Annotated in this window: 13 protein-coding genes; 9 read left to right on the top strand and 4 right to left on the bottom strand. The window is 64.8% G+C overall.

What is annotated here, in order from left to right:
- Nucleotides 1-114: 114 nt before the first annotated feature.
- Complete coding sequence (locus BcanWU425_RS29795) at nt 115-468, bottom strand: DUF1236 domain-containing protein (protein ID WP_018454893.1); 354 nt, start codon at nt 466-468, stop codon at nt 115-117.
- 220 nt (nt 469-688) lie between these two features.
- On the opposite strand from BcanWU425_RS29795, the gene BcanWU425_RS29790 reads away from it, so the two are divergent.
- The 3 genes from BcanWU425_RS29790 (at nt 689) to BcanWU425_RS29780 (ending at nt 5,831) form a co-directional block, all read left to right on the top strand.
- Nucleotides 689-844, top strand: coding sequence for a DUF3096 domain-containing protein (locus tag BcanWU425_RS29790; protein WP_007594951.1), 156 nt, complete (start codon nt 689-691; stop codon nt 842-844).
- 96 nt (nt 845-940) lie between these two features.
- A complete protein-coding gene (ppdK, locus tag BcanWU425_RS29785) occupies nt 941-3,895 on the top strand; it encodes a pyruvate, phosphate dikinase (RefSeq protein ID WP_204513857.1) in 2,955 nt (984 codons plus the stop codon).
- 481 nt (nt 3,896-4,376) lie between these two features.
- Nucleotides 4,377-5,831: a cell wall hydrolase gene (locus BcanWU425_RS29780; RefSeq protein ID WP_018454891.1), complete on the top strand. Its 1,455-nt coding sequence runs from the start codon at nt 4,377-4,379 to the stop codon at nt 5,829-5,831.
- A 4-nt stretch (nt 5,832-5,835) separates the two neighbouring features.
- Here BcanWU425_RS29780 and nadC read toward each other — a convergent pair whose 3' ends face one another.
- From nadC to nadA, 3 genes are read right to left on the bottom strand one after another with little or no spacing between them, the layout of a single operon-like run.
- Entirely contained in the window at nt 5,836-6,714 is an 879-nt protein-coding gene (gene nadC, locus BcanWU425_RS29775) for a carboxylating nicotinate-nucleotide diphosphorylase (protein ID WP_085352608.1), read from the bottom strand.
- An 11-nt stretch (nt 6,715-6,725) separates the two neighbouring features.
- Nucleotides 6,726-8,327, bottom strand: a complete 1,602-nt coding sequence (locus BcanWU425_RS29770) for an L-aspartate oxidase (protein ID WP_085352607.1) — start codon at nt 8,325-8,327, stop codon at nt 6,726-6,728.
- A gap of 9 nt (nt 8,328-8,336) precedes the next feature.
- Nucleotides 8,337-9,443, bottom strand: a complete 1,107-nt coding sequence (gene nadA / locus BcanWU425_RS29765) for a quinolinate synthase NadA (protein ID WP_204513858.1) — start codon at nt 9,441-9,443, stop codon at nt 8,337-8,339.
- A gap of 321 nt (nt 9,444-9,764) precedes the next feature.
- Here nadA and BcanWU425_RS29760 point away from each other — a divergent pair, with 321 nt between their 5' ends.
- From BcanWU425_RS29760 to BcanWU425_RS29735, 6 genes are all read left to right on the top strand, one after another.
- Nucleotides 9,765-11,018: an MFS transporter gene (locus BcanWU425_RS29760; RefSeq protein ID WP_085352605.1), complete on the top strand. Its 1,254-nt coding sequence runs from the start codon at nt 9,765-9,767 to the stop codon at nt 11,016-11,018.
- 40 nt (nt 11,019-11,058) lie between these two features.
- Nucleotides 11,059-12,045: an acrylyl-CoA reductase (NADPH) gene (acuI, locus tag BcanWU425_RS29755; protein WP_085352604.1), complete on the top strand. Its 987-nt coding sequence runs from the start codon at nt 11,059-11,061 to the stop codon at nt 12,043-12,045.
- Between the two features lie 112 nt (nt 12,046-12,157).
- Nucleotides 12,158-12,757 carry a hypothetical protein gene (locus BcanWU425_RS29750; RefSeq protein WP_026233672.1) on the top strand — a complete coding sequence of 200 codons (600 nt, stop codon included), beginning with the start codon at nt 12,158-12,160 and terminating at the stop codon, nt 12,755-12,757.
- A 162-nt stretch (nt 12,758-12,919) separates the two neighbouring features.
- Nucleotides 12,920-13,171, top strand: coding sequence for a DUF6894 family protein (locus BcanWU425_RS29745; RefSeq protein ID WP_007594936.1), 252 nt, complete (start codon nt 12,920-12,922; stop codon nt 13,169-13,171).
- A gap of 207 nt (nt 13,172-13,378) precedes the next feature.
- Complete coding sequence (locus BcanWU425_RS29740) at nt 13,379-15,112, top strand: methyl-accepting chemotaxis protein (RefSeq protein ID WP_231188787.1); 1,734 nt, start codon at nt 13,379-13,381, stop codon at nt 15,110-15,112.
- A gap of 328 nt (nt 15,113-15,440) precedes the next feature.
- Complete coding sequence (locus tag BcanWU425_RS29735; protein ID WP_231188785.1) at nt 15,441-17,597, top strand: methyl-accepting chemotaxis protein; 2,157 nt, start codon at nt 15,441-15,443, stop codon at nt 17,595-17,597.
- The last annotated feature ends 48 nt before the right edge of the window (nt 17,598-17,645 follow it).

The following is a 17,645-nucleotide window of genomic DNA, read 5'->3' as shown; positions in this document are numbered from 1 at the left end:
CACAAAAAGCCCCGCCCGGCGGGGGAGGACCGGGCGGGGCCTGATGTCCGACTATACTGCTCGCGTCAGCCTGATTGATGTGACGCGCCGGACACCTAGTTGATACCGGAAACGTTAGTCCATCACCTCGACGATGCGCCGCGAGCGCGGCTCAACCAGCACGGTCTCGCCGTTTACGACGGTGTAGCGATAGGTGGTGGCGCCGAAACGTTGCGGCACGTCATAATAGGTGACGCCGCTTTCAGGTAAGGTGGCACCGACCACCACGCGATCCGGGATGCGGAAAGCCGGCACACGTTGTTCGACGACATAGTCGCGGAAAGCCGGCCGCTGCTCGACCGCAATGGTCGGGCCGCTCTCGACGACGACGGGCGCGCGTCCCACGGTGACGCTGCTTTGCGCCTGCGCCGCAAGGGGCGAGCCGATCGAGGCCGCGAGCGCTGCAAGAGCAAGAATCCTGTTCCGCATGGGCAACTCCTTCGAGAAGGTTTTCGGGAAGCGCCACTGGCGCGACCGGTTGCCAATGCATGCGTCTCCGCGATGTTCCGGAAAACGCCCGCCGCATTCGCGGCATTTTCGGGCAGTTTTCGCGAAGCCGGGAACTCGCGCGCCCCGGTGCGTCTCTACCCGCGGAACCCAGTCCGCTATGATCCCGCCGCGATTCGCCCCACCCACGGAAAGAAAATTCATGCACATCACCGTCGCCCACATCTCGCCGATCCTGTCGCTGCTTGCGGGTGTGCTCATCCTGATCATGCCGCGCCTCCTGAACCTGATCGTCGCGATTTTTCTCATCATAAATGGTGCGATCGGGCTCGGATTGTTGAAGTGGCTCCATCTCTAGGCCTTCATTCTAGGGAACTCTTCGACTTGCGCGGACCTGCCCAAAGTGGTGTAAGGCGCGCAATTACCCATTCCTCTCGCAGGTTGTGTGCAAGCTATGGCCAAAGCCGCCTCGAAAACTCCAGCGAAAATTCCAGCGAAATCAAAGTCCTCCGCCAAGGCGAAAGCCGCGCCGGCGGCCCGCAAGGCACTTGCCAAGCGCGCCCCGAAGCCCGTGGCCAAGGCCGCTGCCAAGCCGGCTGTGAAGCCTGCCGCCAAGTCGGTTTCCAAGGCTGTTGCAAAGGCAGCGACGAAGCCGGTTGCGCCGAAGGTCGCCGCGAAGCCGGTACCGAGCAAGACTGCTTCAACCAAGGCTGCGCCTGTTGCGGCCAAGGCCGGCAAGTGGGTGTTCACCTTTGGGGACGGCAAGGCCGAGGGCAAAGCGGAGATGCGCGATTTGCTCGGCGGCAAGGGCGCCAACCTCGCCGAGATGGCCAATCTCGGCCTGCCGGTGCCTCCGGGCTTCACCATCCCGACCTCGGTCTGCACCTATTTCTACGCGCATGACAAATCCTACCCGAACGAATTGAAGTCGCAGGTTGAGAAGGCGCTCGACCATGTCGGCAAGTTGACCGGCAAGATCTTCGGCGATTCCAGGAATCCGCTGCTCGTTTCCGTGCGCTCCGGCGGCCGCGCCTCGATGCCGGGCATGATGGACACGGTGCTCAATCTCGGCCTCAACGACGAGACGGTGGAAGCGCTGTCGGAACTGTCGGGCGATCGCCGCTTCGCCTATGACAGCTATCGCCGCTTCATCACCATGTATTCGGACGTGGTGCTCGGCTTCGAGCATCATCATTTCGAGGAAATCCTCGATACCTTCAAGGACAGCCAGGGCTACACGCTCGACACGGATCTCACCGCCGACGACTGGGTCGATCTGGTCGGCAAGTACAAGGACGCGGTCGCGCGCGAAACGGGCAAGGATTTTCCGCAGGACCCGCACGACCAACTCTGGGGCGCGATCGGCGCGGTGTTTTCATCCTGGATGAACGCCCGCGCGGTGACCTACCGCAGGCTGCACGACATTCCGGAATCCTGGGGCACCGCGGTCAACGTGCAGGCCATGGTGTTCGGCAACATGGGCGAGACCTCGGCGACCGGGGTTGCCTTCACGCGCAATCCCTCGACCGGCGAGAGCAAGCTCTACGGCGAGTTCCTGATCAACGCGCAAGGGGAGGACGTGGTGGCGGGCATCCGCACACCGCAGGACATCACCGAGGAAGCGCGCAAGGACTCGGGCTCCGACAAGGCATCGATGGAATCGGCGATGCCGGAAGCCTTCAGGGAGCTGACGCGGATCTACACGCTGCTCGAGAAGCACTACCGCGACATGCAGGACATGGAGTTCACGGTCGAGCAGGGCAAGCTCTGGATGCTGCAGACCCGCGGCGGCAAGCGTACTGCCAAGGCGGCGCTGCGCATCGCGGTCGAGCTCGCCAATGAAGGCCTGATCACCAAGAAGGAAGCAGTGACGCGGATCGACCCCGCCTCGCTCGACCAGCTGCTGCATCCGACCATCGACCCCAACGCCAAGCGCGACGTGATTGCGACCGGCCTGCCGGCCTCGCCGGGTGCGGCCTCCGGCGAGATCGTGTTCTCCTCGGACGAAGCGGCCAAGCTTCAGGCCGACGGACGCAAGGTGATTCTGGTCCGGATCGAGACCAGCCCCGAAGACATCCACGGCATGCACGCCGCCGAAGGCATCTTGACCACCCGCGGCGGCATGACCTCGCATGCTGCGGTCGTCGCGCGCGGCATGGGCAAGCCCTGCGTCTCCGGCTGCGGCACCATCCGCGTCGATTACGGCCGCGGCACCATGAGCATCGGCTCACGCACCTTCAAGACCGGCGACGTCATCACCATCGACGGCTCGCTCGGCCAGGTGCTCGCCGGCCGCATGCCGATGATCGAGCCCGAGCTGTCCGGCGAGTTCGGCACGCTGATGAAATGGGCCGACCAGGTCCGCAAGATCGGCGTGCGCGTCAACGCCGACACGCCGGAGGACGCGCACACTGCGATCAAGTTCGGCGCGGAAGGCATCGGCCTCTGCCGTACCGAGCACATGTTCTTCGAGGAGACGCGCATCCGCACGGTGCGCGAGATGATCCTCTCCGAGGACGAGCAGTCGCGCCGCGCTGCGCTGGCAAAACTGCTGCCGATGCAGCGCGCCGACTTCGTCGAGTTGTTCGAGATCATGAAGGGCCTACCCGTCACGATCCGCTTGCTTGATCCGCCGCTGCACGAGTTCCTGCCGCACACCCATGCCGAGGTCGAGGAAGTGGCGCGCGCCATGAACACCGACCCGCGGCGCCTGGCCGACCGCGCGCGGGAGCTGTCGGAGTTCAATCCGATGCTCGGCTTCCGCGGCTGCCGTATCGCGATAGCCTATCCCGAGATCGCCGAGATGCAGGCACGTGCGATCTTCGAAGCGGCGGTCGAGGCCGAGAAGCGCACCGGCAAGGCCGTCGGCCTCGAGGTGATGGTGCCGCTGATCGCCACCAAGATGGAGCTCGACCTCGTCAAGGCGCGCATCGATTCCACCGCGAAGGCGGTGATGCGCGACACCAACACCAAGCTGACCTATCAGGTCGGCACAATGATCGAGCTGCCGCGCGCCTGCCTGCTCGCGGCCGAGATCGCGGAGAGCGCCGAGTTCTTCTCATTCGGTACCAACGACCTCACGCAGACGACGTACGGCATCAGCCGTGACGATGCCGCAAGCTTCCTCGGCACCTACGTGTCCAAGGGCATCCTGCCGATCGATCCCTTTGTCGCGCTCGACCAGGAAGGCGTCGGCGAGCTCGTCAAGATCGGCGTCGCACGCGGTCGCAAGACGCGCCGCTCGCTCAAGGTCGGCATCTGCGGCGAGCACGGCGGCGATCCCGCCTCCGTCGCCTTCTGTCACGCGATCGGCCTCGACTACGTCTCCTGCTCGCCCTACCGCGTCCCGATCGCCCGCCTCGCCGCCGCGCAAGCCGCGCTCGGCAAGGCGATCGCGAGCCAAGCGTAAGGTAAGCGGCGAGTTGAATGTTGAGAGCGAAAGAGGCGGGGCCAAAACCCCGCCTCTTTCTTTTGAGGCGACGTTCTTGCCACACATTCAGTGTCATCGCCCGCGTAAGCGGGCGATCCAGTATTCCAGAGGCGGTGACGTGATAGGGAAGGAGCCGCGGCGTACTGGATGCCCCGCCCTTCGCGGGGCATGGCGGCTGTGGTCGAAGTGGCGATGGAACCGCGCGCGTCCCGTAATGACACGTGCGCGCAAGAGTTCCTTCACCATTCGCGTTGACCAGTTGTTTACCCCTTCGCGTGAGGGCGCATTTACCAAGGCGCATCATCGCCCCGTGAAAACACCTGCGATTGCTTGCGTGTGCCGCATGCGCAACGCCGATTAACGCCCCAGCAACCTAAATTAGATACTCACGATAAAGATCGAATTGCACGGATGTACTGCGGCTCGATTTTTCTAGCGTAAGCGTAGCGTGAGCGTATCGATGTTTTTGTTGCGTACCCATCCGAAGGGCGCGCGGTTCGCGTCCTTCGGCATCGGTCTCTGCATCTTCGCATTGATGCCGAGAGAGACCGGCTATCAGGACATTGCCTCGCTGCTGGCGCGCCAACCCGGCGTCGCGGAGCGTTGGCAGAAGCAGGTATTCTCTGCTGCGTCCTCCATACAACTGGCCACTTACAGTTTTTCCCGGCCGATCGGCACTTCGGCTCCGCAGAGCGCGATGGTTCGTCTCGCGAGCCTCGACGGCCGCGACGTCACCGGCGCGATCAGCCGCAATCCGGCGCTGCAGGCGCCGCCCCGCTACCAGGCCGCCGATTTTCCCAAGGTCGATCGCTCCATGAAGGGTGACCGCCTCGCAACGGTCACACCGACGCAGGCTCCCGAAGCGGGCGCGCCGACGGCAGCGCCGACGCAGGAGGATCCCGCGACGTCGAACAGCTCGGTGTTCGGCGCCAAGACCGTCGCGCTGCCGCAGGCGATGTCGCCGGAATCCGCGGCCGCGCTGGATCCCGAACTCGCGGAGGCGCTGCGTGCGCCGCCGCTGCCGCAATACACCAATGCGCCACAAGCCAGCGACGCTGCGCGCTCGCTCGCGCTCCAGCCGCTCGAAGCGCTGAAGCAGGCCACCATTCCGGCTGCACCGCCGCGCGATCCGTTCCGGGTCAAGACCTCGAGCCTGTTCTTCGGCAGCTCCTCGCTCGGAGGCAACGTCGAGAGCATCGAGAGCTGGCAACCCGGTGCGGAGCCGCTGATCGTGATGCCCGACCCCGACATGAAGGTGACGGCGTCGCTATCGCCGCCGTCGGAGGATATTGCGAAGGATATCGAAAGCGGCGAGAGCGTCGCGCCGAAGGGTGAGGTCAACGTCGACAATCAGCGCGCCAGATCGCCGGCGGAACGGCTCGCGCTCGACGACAAGTCGCGCGCGAAGTCCGAAAAATGCCTCGCGGAGGCCGTCTATTTCGAGTCCCGCGGCGAGGCCGTGCGCGGTCAGATGGCGGTTGCGCAGGTGGTGATGAACCGCGTGTTCTCCGGCAAATACCCGGACACTGTGTGCGGCGCCGTCTATCAGAACAAGCACCGCCATCTCGCTTGCCAGTTCACCTTTGCCTGCGACAACAATGCCGACGTGATCCGCGAGCCCGAGATGTGGGACCGTGCGAAAAAGATCTCGAAGGCCATGCTCGACGGCCAGATCTGGCTGCCCGAGGTCGGCAAGTCCACGCACTACCACGCCTATTGGGTGCGCCCGTCCTGGGTCGCCGAGATGAAGAAGATGTACAAGACCGGCGTCCACACCTTTTATCGCCCACGCGCCTGGGGCGATGGCAGCGAAGAGCCGAGCTGGGGCACCCCGGCGCAGACCGCCGCGCTCTCCGCCGAGCTCACTCAGCAAGCCAAGAGCTCCGCCGAGATGGGCGCGACCGAGCGGCGGTAGCGCCTCACGCCTCGATATCCAGCGCGCAGTCGAAATTTGGCGCCGAATGCGTCAGCGCGCCGGATGAGGCGTAGTCGACGCCGGTCGCAGCGATGGCTGGGATCGAGTCCAGGGTGACACCGCCGGATGCCTCCAGCTTGAGGCGTCCCTCGTTGAGCCTGACGGCTTCGCGCAGCGTCGCAATATCCATGTTGTCGAGCAGCACGGCGTCGGCAAGGCCGGTGTCGAGCACCTCGCGCAACTGCGGAAGCGTGTCGACCTCGATCTCGATCTTGACGAGATGGCCGGCCTGGGCGCGGGCGCGCTCCAGCACGGGACGGATGCCGCCGGCGACCGCGATGTGGTTGTCCTTGATCAGGATCGCGTCGTCGAGCCCGAAGCGGTGATTGAAGCCGCCGCCGCAGCGTACCGCGTATTTCTCCAAGGCGCGCAGCCCGGGCGTGGTCTTTCGCGTGCAGCAGATTCTCATCCGGGTGCCCTCGGCGCGCGCAACGTAGTCCGCCGTGAGCGTCGCAACGCCCGACAGCCGGCCGACGAAATTCAGCGCGGTCCGCTCCGCCGTGAGGATGGCGCGTGCCGGCCCCGAGATCGTCAGCACCTGCTGCCCGCGGGCGACGCGCGCGGCGTCGCGAACATGTGCGCGTACCTCGATGTCGGGCGAAAGCTTTTGCAAGGTGGCGAGCGCCAGCGGCAAGCCGGCGATCACGCCGGACTGCCGTGCGACCAGGATCGCTTGCGCCTTCGTTGCCTCGGGGATCGTCGCAAGCGAGGTAATGTCGCCGGCGCGGCCGAGATCCTCATCGAGCGCGCGGAGCACGGCCTCGTCGATCGCGAGCGGGGAGAGAAAGGCGTCGGGATAGAGCAGAGAGGTCGGGGTGATCATGGCAGACTCCGTCAGGCGATCATGGGTTGTGCGGTGCGCGGTGTCGGGCGTTCGCTCAGGCTGTCCGCGACCTCGCGTACTGCTGCGAGCGTCGTCATCGTGCGCTGCGCGAGGGCGGGTACGTCCGCGGCATGGTCGGAGCGGAAATGCGCGCCGCGGCTCTCGCGCCGGTTCCAGGCCGACGCCGCCACGAGCAGGGCTGCCGTTGCCATGTTGCGGACCGCGATGCTCGTGGCCTCTCGTTCGAGCGCGGCGAAGCTGCGAACCGCGTCCGCAAGCCCGTAACCGTCGCGGATCACGCCGACATGCGCGCTCATCAGCATCCGCAGCCGCTTCACGGCCGCAGCATCCGGTGCGCCGCCGCGCGGCGTCGCCGCGTCCGCAAGGCGGGCGGGCGAGGGGCTGGTGCGGCCGGCGATGTCATCGGCGATGCGTGCGGCGTAGACCACGGCCTCGAGCAGCGAATTCGACGCAAGCCGGTTCGCGCCATGCGCGCCGGTGGACGACACCTCGCCGCCGGCCCACAGCCCGTCGATCGAGCTGCGGCCGCGATGGTCGACCGCGATGCCGCCCATGTGGTAGTGCGCCGCCGGTGCGATCGGGATGGCCTGCGTGGCGGGATCGATGCCAGCGGCCATGCAGCTTGCATGAACCGTCGGGAATCTGTCGCCAAAACGTGCGCCCAGCGCTTGCCGCGCATCGAGAAAGGCGCCGCGCCCGGCCGAGATCTCCGCGAACACGCCGCGGGCCACGATGTCGCGCGGAGCGAGCTCGGCGAGCGGATGGCGCGCCGCCATGAAATGCTCGCCACGGCCGTTGATCAGCGTCGCGCCTTCACCGCGCAGCGCTTCGGTGGCGAGCGGCGCGGGATCGCGACCGACCATGATGGCGGTCGGGTGAAATTGCACGAACTCGGGATCTGCAATCACCGCGCCGGCGCGTGCGGCGATCGCAAGGCCGGATCCGCTGGCCTCGCGCGGATTGGTGGTGACGGCATAGAGATGGCCGATGCCGCCCGTCGCGAGCACCACCATCCGCGCGGCGAGCAGGATCGGCTGTGCTGCCGCGTCGCCAGCTTCGCGCAATCGTAGGCCGGCGACCGCGCCGTCCTCGGTCAACAGCGCTTCGGCGACGAAACCTTCGATCAGCCGGATCGACGGCGTGCGCCGCACGGCTTCGCTCAGCGCCGCGATGATGGCGGCGCCCGCGCCATCGCCACGCACATGTACGATACGCCGCGCCGAGTGTGCGGCCTCGCGCCCGACTGCGAGCCTGCCTTCGAGATCGCGGTCGAACGGCACGCCATAGGCGAGAAGGTCGTGAATCCGCGGTGCGGCCTCGCGCGCGATCCCGAGTGCGACAGCTTCGTCGACGATGCCGCAGCCAACTGCAACCGTGTCCGCGGCGTGCGCTTCCGGCGTATCCCCTTCAGCCATTGCCGCGGCGATGCCGCCTTGCGCCCATGCGGACGACGCGCCCTGTCCGAGCGGCGCCGCCGAGATCAATATTACCGGCCGCGGCGCGAGCTTGAGCGCGCAGAACAATCCGGCAAGGCCGCCGCCGACGATGACGACGTCGTCGGAGCGGGGGAGGGTGTTGATGTTGTTTGTCATGGCTTTATCTCAGTTCTTCAAATTGATCATCCGCTCGACCGAGCGCCTTGCGCGGTCCGCGAGCGCGGGATCGATCGTCACTTCTTCGCGAAGCGTCAGCAGGCTCTCCAGAATGTTGGCGAGCGTGATGCGCTTCATGTGCGGGCAGATGTTGCAGGGGCGCAGCATCTCCACATCGGGCAGCTCGGCGCGGACATTGTCGGCCATCGAGCATTCCGTGATCATCACCAGCCGCCGCGGCCGCCGCTCGCGCACCCAGTTGATCATGTGCGCGGTCGAGCCCGTGAAATCGGCCTCGGCCAGCACGTCCGGCGGGCATTCGGGATGAGCGATGATCTGCACGGAGGGATCGGCCTCGCGGTAGCTGCGCAGCTCGGCGCCAGTGAAACGCTCGTGCACCTCGCAGGCGCCCTTCCAGGCAATGATCTTCACGTCGGTCTTCGAGGCCACGTAAGTGGCGAGATAGCGGTCGGGCAGGAAGATCACGGTTGGTGCGCCGAGGCTTTCGACCACCTGCACCGCGTTCGACGAGGTGCAGCAGATATCGACCTCGGCCTTCACCTCCGCGGAGGTGTTGACATAGGCAACGACAGGCACGCCGGGGAATTTTTCGCGGAGCAGGCGGACGTCGGCGCCGGTGATGCTGGCAGCGAGCGAGCAGCCGGCGCGCGTATCAGGAATAAGCACCGTCTTGTCCGGATTGAGCAGTTTCGACGTCTCCGCCATGAAGTGCACGCCGCACTGGACGATGATGCCGGCCTTCACCCTGGTGGCTTCGACCGCGAGCTGGAGCGAATCACCGCCGATGTCGGCGACGCAGTGGAAGATCTCCGGCGTCTGGTAATTGTGCGCGAGGATCACCGCGCCCCGGGCCTGCTTCAGCTCGTTGATCGCCTTGATCGTCGGGGCCATCAGCGGCCATTCGATCGGCGGGATGACACGTTTCACGCGCTCGTAAAGCGGTGCGGTGGCTCGCTCGACCTCCGGCGTCCATTCCAGTGAAGGCATCGGCAGCGAAGGTCCGGTTCGCGACTGCTTGGCCTGTGCCGGGGTGATGACGTGGCCCTGCGGCCGGTTGGCAAAGTCGTCGGGGCCGTAAATTCCAGTTAGCGGCATCCAAGCCTCCCGTGCATGTACTCATTTTGAGCATATATAAAGCCTGAGAAATCCGGCCGACAGGCCGGGGGATCATTCGATATGCTCGATATGAGCAAATATAAAATAACACGTCGTGTTGGGAGCCGCCAGATCTTGCCGCACACGTTTCCGTTAAGTCGCGCCCGGCGCGTCGGCTGAGGCCGCGAGGAAATGCAATGCTCCCGCGCCAGCTCTTCGCGGAATGCAATCGTTTTTGACTTGGGGTTTCCATGCAGATGCATTAAACGAGCTGGCTCGCGGCAGCCATTTGCGAATCCGCGACCACGCACGAGGAACAGCATGTCGATACAGATGGGTGAGCTCGGTTCGGTCTCCCGTTCCTCCTCCTGGCGCACGCCGGCGATCATCATTCTCTGCGGCTGCGCGATCGGGATGCTCGGGTTCGGCCCGCGCTCGGCGCTGGGCTTCTTCGTACAGCCGATGAGCCATGAATATGCCTGGGGCCGCGACGTGTTCGGCCTCGCGATCGCGTTTCAGAATTTGCTGTGGGGACTGGGCCAGCCCGTCGCCGGCGCGGTCGCCGATCGCTTCGGCCTGTTCCGGGTGATGTGCGTCGGCGCTCTGCTCTATGCCGGGGGCTTGCTCCTGATGCGCTACTCATCGACGCCGCTGTCGCTCAACATCGGCGCTGGTGTCATGGTCGGCTTCGGTCTCGCCGGCTGCTCGTTCAATCTGGTGCTCTCGGCCTTCACCAAGCTCTTGCCGGCCGAGAAGCGCGGCCTTGCGCTCGGCGCCGGCACTGCGGCGGGATCGTTCGGGCAATTCCTGTTCGCGCCGATCGGTGTGGCCCTGATCGACAATTTCGGCTGGCAGCAGGCGCTCACCGTGTTCGGCTTCCTGATGCTGCTGATCATCCCGTTGTCGCTGGCGCTCTCGACGCCGCCGGTCGCAAGCGCGGCAAATGCGGCGCCTGCGGACCAGCAGACCTTCACCAAAGCGCTCGCGGAAGCCTTCGGCCATCGCTCCTACGTGCTGCTTGTCCTCGGCTTCTTCACCTGCGGCTTCCAGCTTGCCTTCATCACGGTGCATCTGCCGGCCTTCCTGGTCGATAGCGGCATCTCCACGCAGATCGGCGGCTGGGTGATCGCGGCGATCGGCCTGTTCAACATCATGGGATCGCTCAGCGTCGGCTATCTCCAGAACAGCCTGCCCAAGCGCTACATCCTCTCGACCATCTATTTCACCCGCGCGCTTGCGACGCTTGCCTTCATCTCGTTTCCGATCACGCCGTTCTCGGCGATTGCGTTCGGCGCGGTCTCCGGCCTGACCTGGCTGTCGACCGTGCCACCGACCTCGGCACTGGTCGCGATCATGTTCGGCACGCGCTGGTTCGCCACGCTCTATGGCTTCGCCTTCGTCAGCCATCAGGTCGGCGGCTTCCTCGGCGTCTGGCTCGGCGGCATCGTGTTCGAGCGGTTCGGTTCCTACACGCCGATCTGGTGGCTCTCGATCCTGTTCGGCGTGCTCTCGGCGCTGATCAATCTTCCGATCGTGGAGAAACCGGTCCAGCGGACGGTTGCGCAGCCTGCCTGATCGGCTAAACATCCCCTGAAACAAGTCAGGGAGTTTTGCTGTGGCGACGTTCAAGGCGATCCGGATCGACAAGGCGGACAAGGGCACCACCGCGCAGCTCACGCAGTTCGACGAAGCCGAACTGATGGAGGGCGACGTCACCGTCCGCGTGGAATGGTCGACGTTGAACTACAAGGACGGCCTTGCGCTCACCGGCAAGGCGCCGGTGGTGCGCCGCTTCCCGATGATTGCCGGCATCGACTTCGCCGGCACCGTCGAGCAGTCCTCGCATCCGCAATGGAAGGCGGGCGATAAGGTCGTCTGCACCGGCTGGGGCATGGGCGAGACCCATCTTGGCGCCTATGCCGAGAAGGCGCGGGTGAAAGGCGACTGGCTGGTCGCTCTTCCGCAGGGCCTATCGGCGCGCGACGCCATGGCGATCGGCACTGCCGGCTTCACCGCGATGCTGTCCGTGCTGGCGCTGGAGAAGCACGGAGTGTCGCCGAACAGCGGTCCGGTCGTGGTGACGGGGGCTGCAGGCGGCGTCGGCTCGGTTGCGACCGCCGTGCTCTCGAAGCTCGGCTATCACGTCATCGCCTCCACCGGACGTGCGTCCGAAGCGGACTATCTGAAAGAGATCGGCGCGGCTGAGGTGATCGACCGCAACGAATTGTCGGCGGCCGCCAAGCCCATCGCCAAGGAGCGCTGGGCGGGCGGCGTCGACAGCGTCGGCTCGACCACGCTCGCAAACCTCCTGTCGATGACGAAGTACGGCGGCGCGATCGCGGCCTGCGGCTTGGCTGCCGGCATGGACCTGCCGTCTTCCGTCGCACCCTTCATTTTGCGCGGGGTGTGCCTTCTCGGCATCGATTCCGTGATGTGCCCGATCGAGCCACGGAAAGCTGCCTGGCAACGCCTGGCGTCCGATCTGGACCGGTCAAAACTAGCTGAAATTACTCACGAAATTCCGCTTTCTGAAGTTCCGGAGTGGGGCGCGAAAATCCTCGCCGGCCAGGTCCGCGGTCGCACCGTTGTAAAAATTGTCTAACGGCGTTCAGACTTTACCAACCATGCTGCTTCAATGTCGCCATGGTTAGTATGGTAAGCAGCAGGTAAAGAGATAAGGCATAGCCCGCTGCGGGGTTGGTTCGGAGTTGAGCATGCTTGCGCGTATTGTGTTGGGGGCGGTCACGGCGGTAGCGACGCTTACGCCGGCCATTGCTGGAAGCATGAACGCCGATGAGGCGCGCCGCTTCGTCGCCGGGAAGGTGTTTGCTTTCACCTGCTTTGACGGCACCCGGGGCGCGGGCCGCATCATGGACGACCTCGGCGCCGCCGGCGCCGTGCAGTTCTCGGGTGCAGGTCCGGTGAAACATCTCCGCCTGCCCGGCAACACGCTGCAGATCCGCGGCCAGAACGTCTGCGCCTCGATCAAGGGCATTCCGTTCGAGCCCTGTTTCAACCTTGAAAAGACCGACGATCGCAGTTTCCGCGGCTCGGTATCGGGGATGGGCTTCGCCTATTGCGACTTCCATCACCAGGGCGGCAACCAGATGCTGATGGCGCGGGCCGTCGCGCGGCCGCGCTCGCTGCGCACCTCGGAACACACGGGTTCGGTCGGCACGCCCAACACCGAAGTCGCCGCGCGTGTCGAGACCCCGCGCGTCGAGAGTAGCCGGCTCGAGCCGGTGAAGCCGCAGGTCAAATCGGAGCCCGCCAGGGACGACGCCCCGCTGGAGCTGCGCCGCTCCACCCAGTGAGTTGGTGCGCGGGACAGTCCGCGCACTTTGTCGTTGAGAGCTGCCATCAGACACGAAGCCGCCGCGCCGTAGTCATACGGACGGCGGCTTTCATGCGTTGGTAGCTGTTCGCGCCCCAGTTTGCGTACGGCCGGGGGCGCGGCCCGATAAAAGGGTTCAACGATGTCGCTGTACTTCTTCCGTATCAGCACGGGCCGCTATTCCGGTGCTGCCGACCAGCCATATGAGTTCGAGGACCGCGCCGCGGCCTGGACCGAGATGACCGAAGTCTGTGCCAATTTGCTCGGCGGCATCTCGCGCGGCCTGAAACAGGATGCCGAATGGCGCATGGAGCTGCTCGACGAGAACAAGGAGCCGGTGTTCCGGATCAGCTTGATTGGCGAGAGCCAAAAGGCCCTTGGTCGCACTGGCTAGAAATCGGGCATCCTACCGCCGCGTGTGGTTAACCTGTTAAGCGCGCGGACCGTGCCGTTTTTCAAGGGATTTTCCGGTAAGTCCGGTATTTGTCCGGGGGCGATCGTTAACCAGATCACCACACCTGAAGCTCAGTTTTTAGGCAAGGGCGATCAACGCCGAGGGCGGCCGACAATGACTTGGCCGCGCAACCCGGGAAACGCCCTCATGTCGAGACTCATCCAGAATCTGCAAATCGGTACCAAGCTCGCGCTCGCTTCGGCGTTCGGCGTTGTTCTCGTCGGCGCCATGATCGCGAGCCAGGTCATCGGCAACAACAACGTGGGGCATTCCAACCAGGCCGCGCTTGCGCAGCAGGAATTGGTGCGCGAGGCTACCGAAGCCAAGCTTGGGATACGCGGCTTGCAACTCGCCGTACGGGACATGCGTCTCGCCAACAATCAGGGTGACTTGCAAAAGGCGAGCGAGCTTCTGCTGGAGCGGTCGAAAGCACTGAACGGCGTTGTCGATTCCATGCTCAGGTTGTCGCACGCCCCGGAAAACCGCGCGCGGATGGAGAAGCTCAAGTCTACGTCGGCCGATTACCTGAAGGGCGCGCAGCAGAACGCCTCTGTTCGCAGCGAGGCCATTGCGGTTGCGGCCACGGACCCCGTCCGCGCCGCCAAGATTTCCGAGGAAGGCGCGCGCCAGATCCGCGAGGTGACGCTGCCGCTTGCCACACAGCTGGACAATTTGACCAGCGAGATTGCCGATTTCGCCAAGCACAAGAGCGATGAAGAAATCGCTGCCGCGAGCCAGGAGATGGCCGTGAGCGAGCGTCTCGGCATGGTGGTCGGTGCGTGCGCCGTGCTCGTCCTCATCGGTTCGTGGCTGATGTCCTTCCTGACCATCGCGCGGCCGATCCGCGCGCTCACGGTTGCCATGGACAAGCTCGCTGGTGGTGACTTCTCTGTTGTCCTGCCGGGTCTCGGCCGCAAGGACGAGGTCGGCGGTGTCACCGCGGCCGTCGAGAAATTCAAGGTCGTGTCGGAGCAGAAGGCGCGCCAGGAAGCGGAAGCCAAGATGCGGCAGGACCAGGTGGCGGCCGAGCAGCGCAAGGCCGATATGCGCAAGCTTGCTGATAGTTTCGAAGGCGCCGTCGGCGAGATCGTCGATACGGTGTCGTCGGCCGCGACGGAGCTCGAGGCTTCGGCCTCGACGTTGACCTCGACGGCGGAGCGGGCACAGGAACTGACGATAGTTGTGGCTGCGGCCTCCGAGGAGGCGTCGACCAACGTGCAATCGGTGGCGTCGGCCACGGAAGAGCTGTCGTCTTCAATTACGGAGATTAGCCGCCAAGTGCAGGAATCGGCGCGGGTCGCGAGCGAGGCGGTTACCCAAGCCCGAACCACGACCGACCGTGTCGGAGAATTGTCCAAGGCGGCGGCTCGCATTGGCGACGTGGTCGAGCTGATCAACACCATCGCCGGCCAGACCAACCTGCTGGCGCTTAATGCCACCATCGAGGCGGCACGCGCCGGCGAGGCCGGTCGCGGTTTTGCGGTGGTGGCTTCCGAAGTGAAGGCGCTTGCCGAGCAGACCGCGAAGGCGACCGGCGAGATCGGCCAGCAGATTTCCGGCATTCAGGCCGCGACGCAGGACTCCGTCGCCGCCATCAGCGCCATCAGCAACACCATTGAAAAGCTGTCCGAGATATCGTCCACGATCGCGGCGGCCGTCGAGGAGCAGGGCGCGGCGACGCAGGAGATCTCGCGCAACGTGCAGCAGGCGGCCGAAGGCACCCATCAGGTCTCGTCCAACATCACCGACGTGCAGCGCGGTGCAGGCGAAACCGGCTCGGCATCGTCGCAGGTGCTGGCAGCCGCGCGGTCATTGTCCGGCGACAGCAACCGCCTCAAGCTCGAGGTCGGCAAGTTCCTCGACACCGTGCGCGCCGCCTAAGAACCTCGTTCCAGACAGTTCGGAAGACGCCCTGCCTCCTCAGGCGGGCGTTTTTGCATCCTGATCTTCGCCGCGAACGTCTCGCGCATGACTTCGGCGAACGTCGGCTGCAAAAGCAAACAGTGGCGACCTCAAGCTGAAATTTACAACTTTCTGGCGAGATTATCTCTTCCATTTCAACTGTTTGGGTTGAAATCTCAGTATTTCTCCGAGCCCTCCCGTTAACCAGAATGAGTAACCCCAAGGAATAGATTCTCCGGCAAGGGCGATCAACGTCCATGCAGCCGGCAAGGACTTGGCTGCGTGTTTCCTTTGGGGGAAACGTACCATGTTGAGCCCTGCTCATCATCAGCAGGTCCGAACTCAGTCCGCCAGCGCGTGGAGTCGGCTCGGACATGTTCGGATCGGCACGATCTTGCCGATCATCATCTCTGCCCTGGTCTTGCTTGGGTTGGCCTCGGCCGGATTCATCGCCTATGAGGCCGTCCTCAAGAGGCGAGAGTCCGAGGCATTCCTGAAGGTCAATGCAGTTGCCCAACTGCTGCTGCGCAGCGCAGGACATTGGGCGATTGAACGCGGGCTGACCAACGCCGTGCTGAAGTCTCCTGATGTCGTCAGTGCCGAGCGCCGTGCGGAAATCGCAAAGGCGCGCGCGACGGCGGACGAGGCCTTTCGCCAAGCCGTCCTCGATATCAGCGCGATTCCCGAAATGACGGCGGGGCAAAGACAGATTGCGGACGCAGCGACGAAATTCGAGGCGCTGCGTCTCCTGCGTGAGAAAGCCGACGCGGGAATGTCGCGCTCGCGCGTTGAACGCGAGCCTGACCTCGTAGATGGCTTCGCGCCAACGATTACGGAGGTGATCGACGTCGCGAGCAACCGCTTGCGGCTGACGCTCGAAACACTCACCAGCCCGCCCGTGGCAAGGCTGGCCCAGCTCATCGGCTTGCGACATCTGACAGCTCAGATGGCCGAGAATGCCGGAAGGGAGCGGGCCCTGCTGGCTGGGGTCGTCGGTGCGCGCGCGAAGCTCGGGATGGAGGGCTATGAGCGCCTTTCGGCGCTGCGGGCCAAGGTCGAACTCGCATGGGACACGGTATTGCCGGTGCGGCTGCGTTCGGACCTCGCCCTGCAGATCGGCGAGGCGATGACGGAGGTCGAGAAATCCTATTTTGGTGCCTACGGTGAAACGCGGGTGACTGTGCTCGCCGGTGGCGAAGGCGGGGACTACAGAATCACGGGACCCGAGTACTTCACGCGGGCCACCGCCGGCATCAATGCAGTGCTGAAGCTCGGTGAAGCCATTGGCGCGGCCGCTGACCGCGAAGCCACGATGCAGGCAGAGGTCAGCACTCGTAATGTTGTTTTCACGGTCGTGTTGCTCTGCGCCTCGGTGATGCTCGCTGGCCTCAGTTTCTGGATCACCTTTGGCCGGATCCTCAAGCCGCTTTCAGCCATTTCGGTTGCGATGGGTGGGCTCGCCAATGGCGACTTCACGACGGTCGTGCCTGGCACCTGCCGAGGTGACGAGGTCGGCGAGATGGCGCGGACCGTTGAAGTCTTCAAGCAAAACGGGCTCGAAGTCGAACGCATGCGGGGCGATCACGCTGCGGCCGAGAGCCGGGCAGCCGAGCAGCGCAAGGCGGAGATGCGGAAGCTGGCCGACGGCTTCGAAGCCGCGATCGGGGAGATCGTCGACACCGTCTCCTCGGCAGCGACCGAGCTCGAAGCCTCGGCGTCGACCCTCACATCGACCGCGGAGCGTGGGCAGCAGCTCACGACCATGGTTGCTGCGGCCTCCGAGGAGGCGTCCACCAACGTGCAAGCGGTGGCGTCGGCCACCGAGGAGCTGTCGTCTTCTATCACCGAGATCAGCAGGCAGGTGCAGGAATCGGCCCGCGTGGCCAACGAAGCTGTCGGCCAGGCGCGTGTCACCACTGAGCGCGTCAGCGAATTGTCCAGGGCGGCGACGCGGATCGGCGACGTGGTCGAGCTGATCAACACCATCGCGGGTCAGACCAATCTCCTGGCGCTCAACGCGACCATCGAGGCCGCGCGCGCCGGCGAAGCCGGTCGCGGCTTTGCGGTTGTGGCCTCCGAGGTCAAGGCACTCGCCGAACAGACCGCGAAGGCCACTGGCGAGATCGGGCAGCAGATCGCCAGCATCCAGACCGCGACCGAGCATTCGGTCGGCGCAATCAAGGACATCAGCGGCACTATCGAGAAGCTCTCGGAGATTTCCTCTACCATCGCGGCTGCCGTGGAAGAGCAGGGCGCGGCGACACAGGAAATCTCCCGCAACGTGCAGCAGGCGGCGGAAGGCACCCATCAGGTCTCGGCCAACATCACCGATGTGCAGCGCGGCGCGAACGAGACCGGCTCGGCGTCGTCGCAGGTGCTGGCGGCGGCCCAGTCGCTCTCTGGCGACAGCAACCGCCTCAAGCTCGAGGTCGGCAACTTCCTCGATACCGTGCGCGCAGCATGACGCGGTCGCCGTCACCAATCATCGATCGACTACAACCGACGCGCGAAG

The organism is Bradyrhizobium sp. WU425, assembly GCF_021052305.1.
In the GTDB taxonomy this organism is placed as follows: Bacteria; Pseudomonadota; Alphaproteobacteria; order Rhizobiales; family Xanthobacteraceae; genus Bradyrhizobium; species Bradyrhizobium canariense_D.
Note: the sequence above shows the minus strand (reverse complement) of the source record. Positions and strands in the feature narration are given on the sequence as shown.

What these genes read in the sequence shown, in the direction of transcription:
- BcanWU425_RS29745 (WP_007594936.1), top strand. Translation starts at nt 12,920, where the DNA reads ATGTCGCTGTACTTCTTCCGTATCAGCACGGGCCGCTATTCCGGTGCT.
- nadA (WP_204513858.1), bottom strand. Translation starts at nt 9,443, where the DNA reads ATGCCGCTAACTGGAATTTACGGCCCCGACGACTTTGCCAACCGGCCG.
- BcanWU425_RS29770 (WP_085352607.1), bottom strand. Translation starts at nt 8,327, where the DNA reads ATGACAAACAACATCAACACCCTCCCCCGCTCCGACGACGTCGTCATC.
- BcanWU425_RS29735 (WP_231188785.1), top strand. Translation starts at nt 15,441, where the DNA reads ATGTTGAGCCCTGCTCATCATCAGCAGGTCCGAACTCAGTCCGCCAGC.
- BcanWU425_RS29760 (WP_085352605.1), top strand. Translation starts at nt 9,765, where the DNA reads ATGTCGATACAGATGGGTGAGCTCGGTTCGGTCTCCCGTTCCTCCTCC.
- BcanWU425_RS29790 (WP_007594951.1), top strand. Translation starts at nt 689, where the DNA reads ATGCACATCACCGTCGCCCACATCTCGCCGATCCTGTCGCTGCTTGCG.
- BcanWU425_RS29750 (WP_026233672.1), top strand. Translation starts at nt 12,158, where the DNA reads ATGCTTGCGCGTATTGTGTTGGGGGCGGTCACGGCGGTAGCGACGCTT.
- BcanWU425_RS29795 (WP_018454893.1), bottom strand. Translation starts at nt 468, where the DNA reads ATGCGGAACAGGATTCTTGCTCTTGCAGCGCTCGCGGCCTCGATCGGC.
- BcanWU425_RS29740 (WP_231188787.1), top strand. Translation starts at nt 13,379, where the DNA reads ATGTCGAGACTCATCCAGAATCTGCAAATCGGTACCAAGCTCGCGCTC.
- BcanWU425_RS29780 (WP_018454891.1), top strand. Translation starts at nt 4,377, where the DNA reads ATGTTTTTGTTGCGTACCCATCCGAAGGGCGCGCGGTTCGCGTCCTTC.
- nadC (WP_085352608.1), bottom strand. Translation starts at nt 6,714, where the DNA reads ATGATCACCCCGACCTCTCTGCTCTATCCCGACGCCTTTCTCTCCCCG.
- ppdK (WP_204513857.1), top strand. Translation starts at nt 941, where the DNA reads ATGGCCAAAGCCGCCTCGAAAACTCCAGCGAAAATTCCAGCGAAATCA.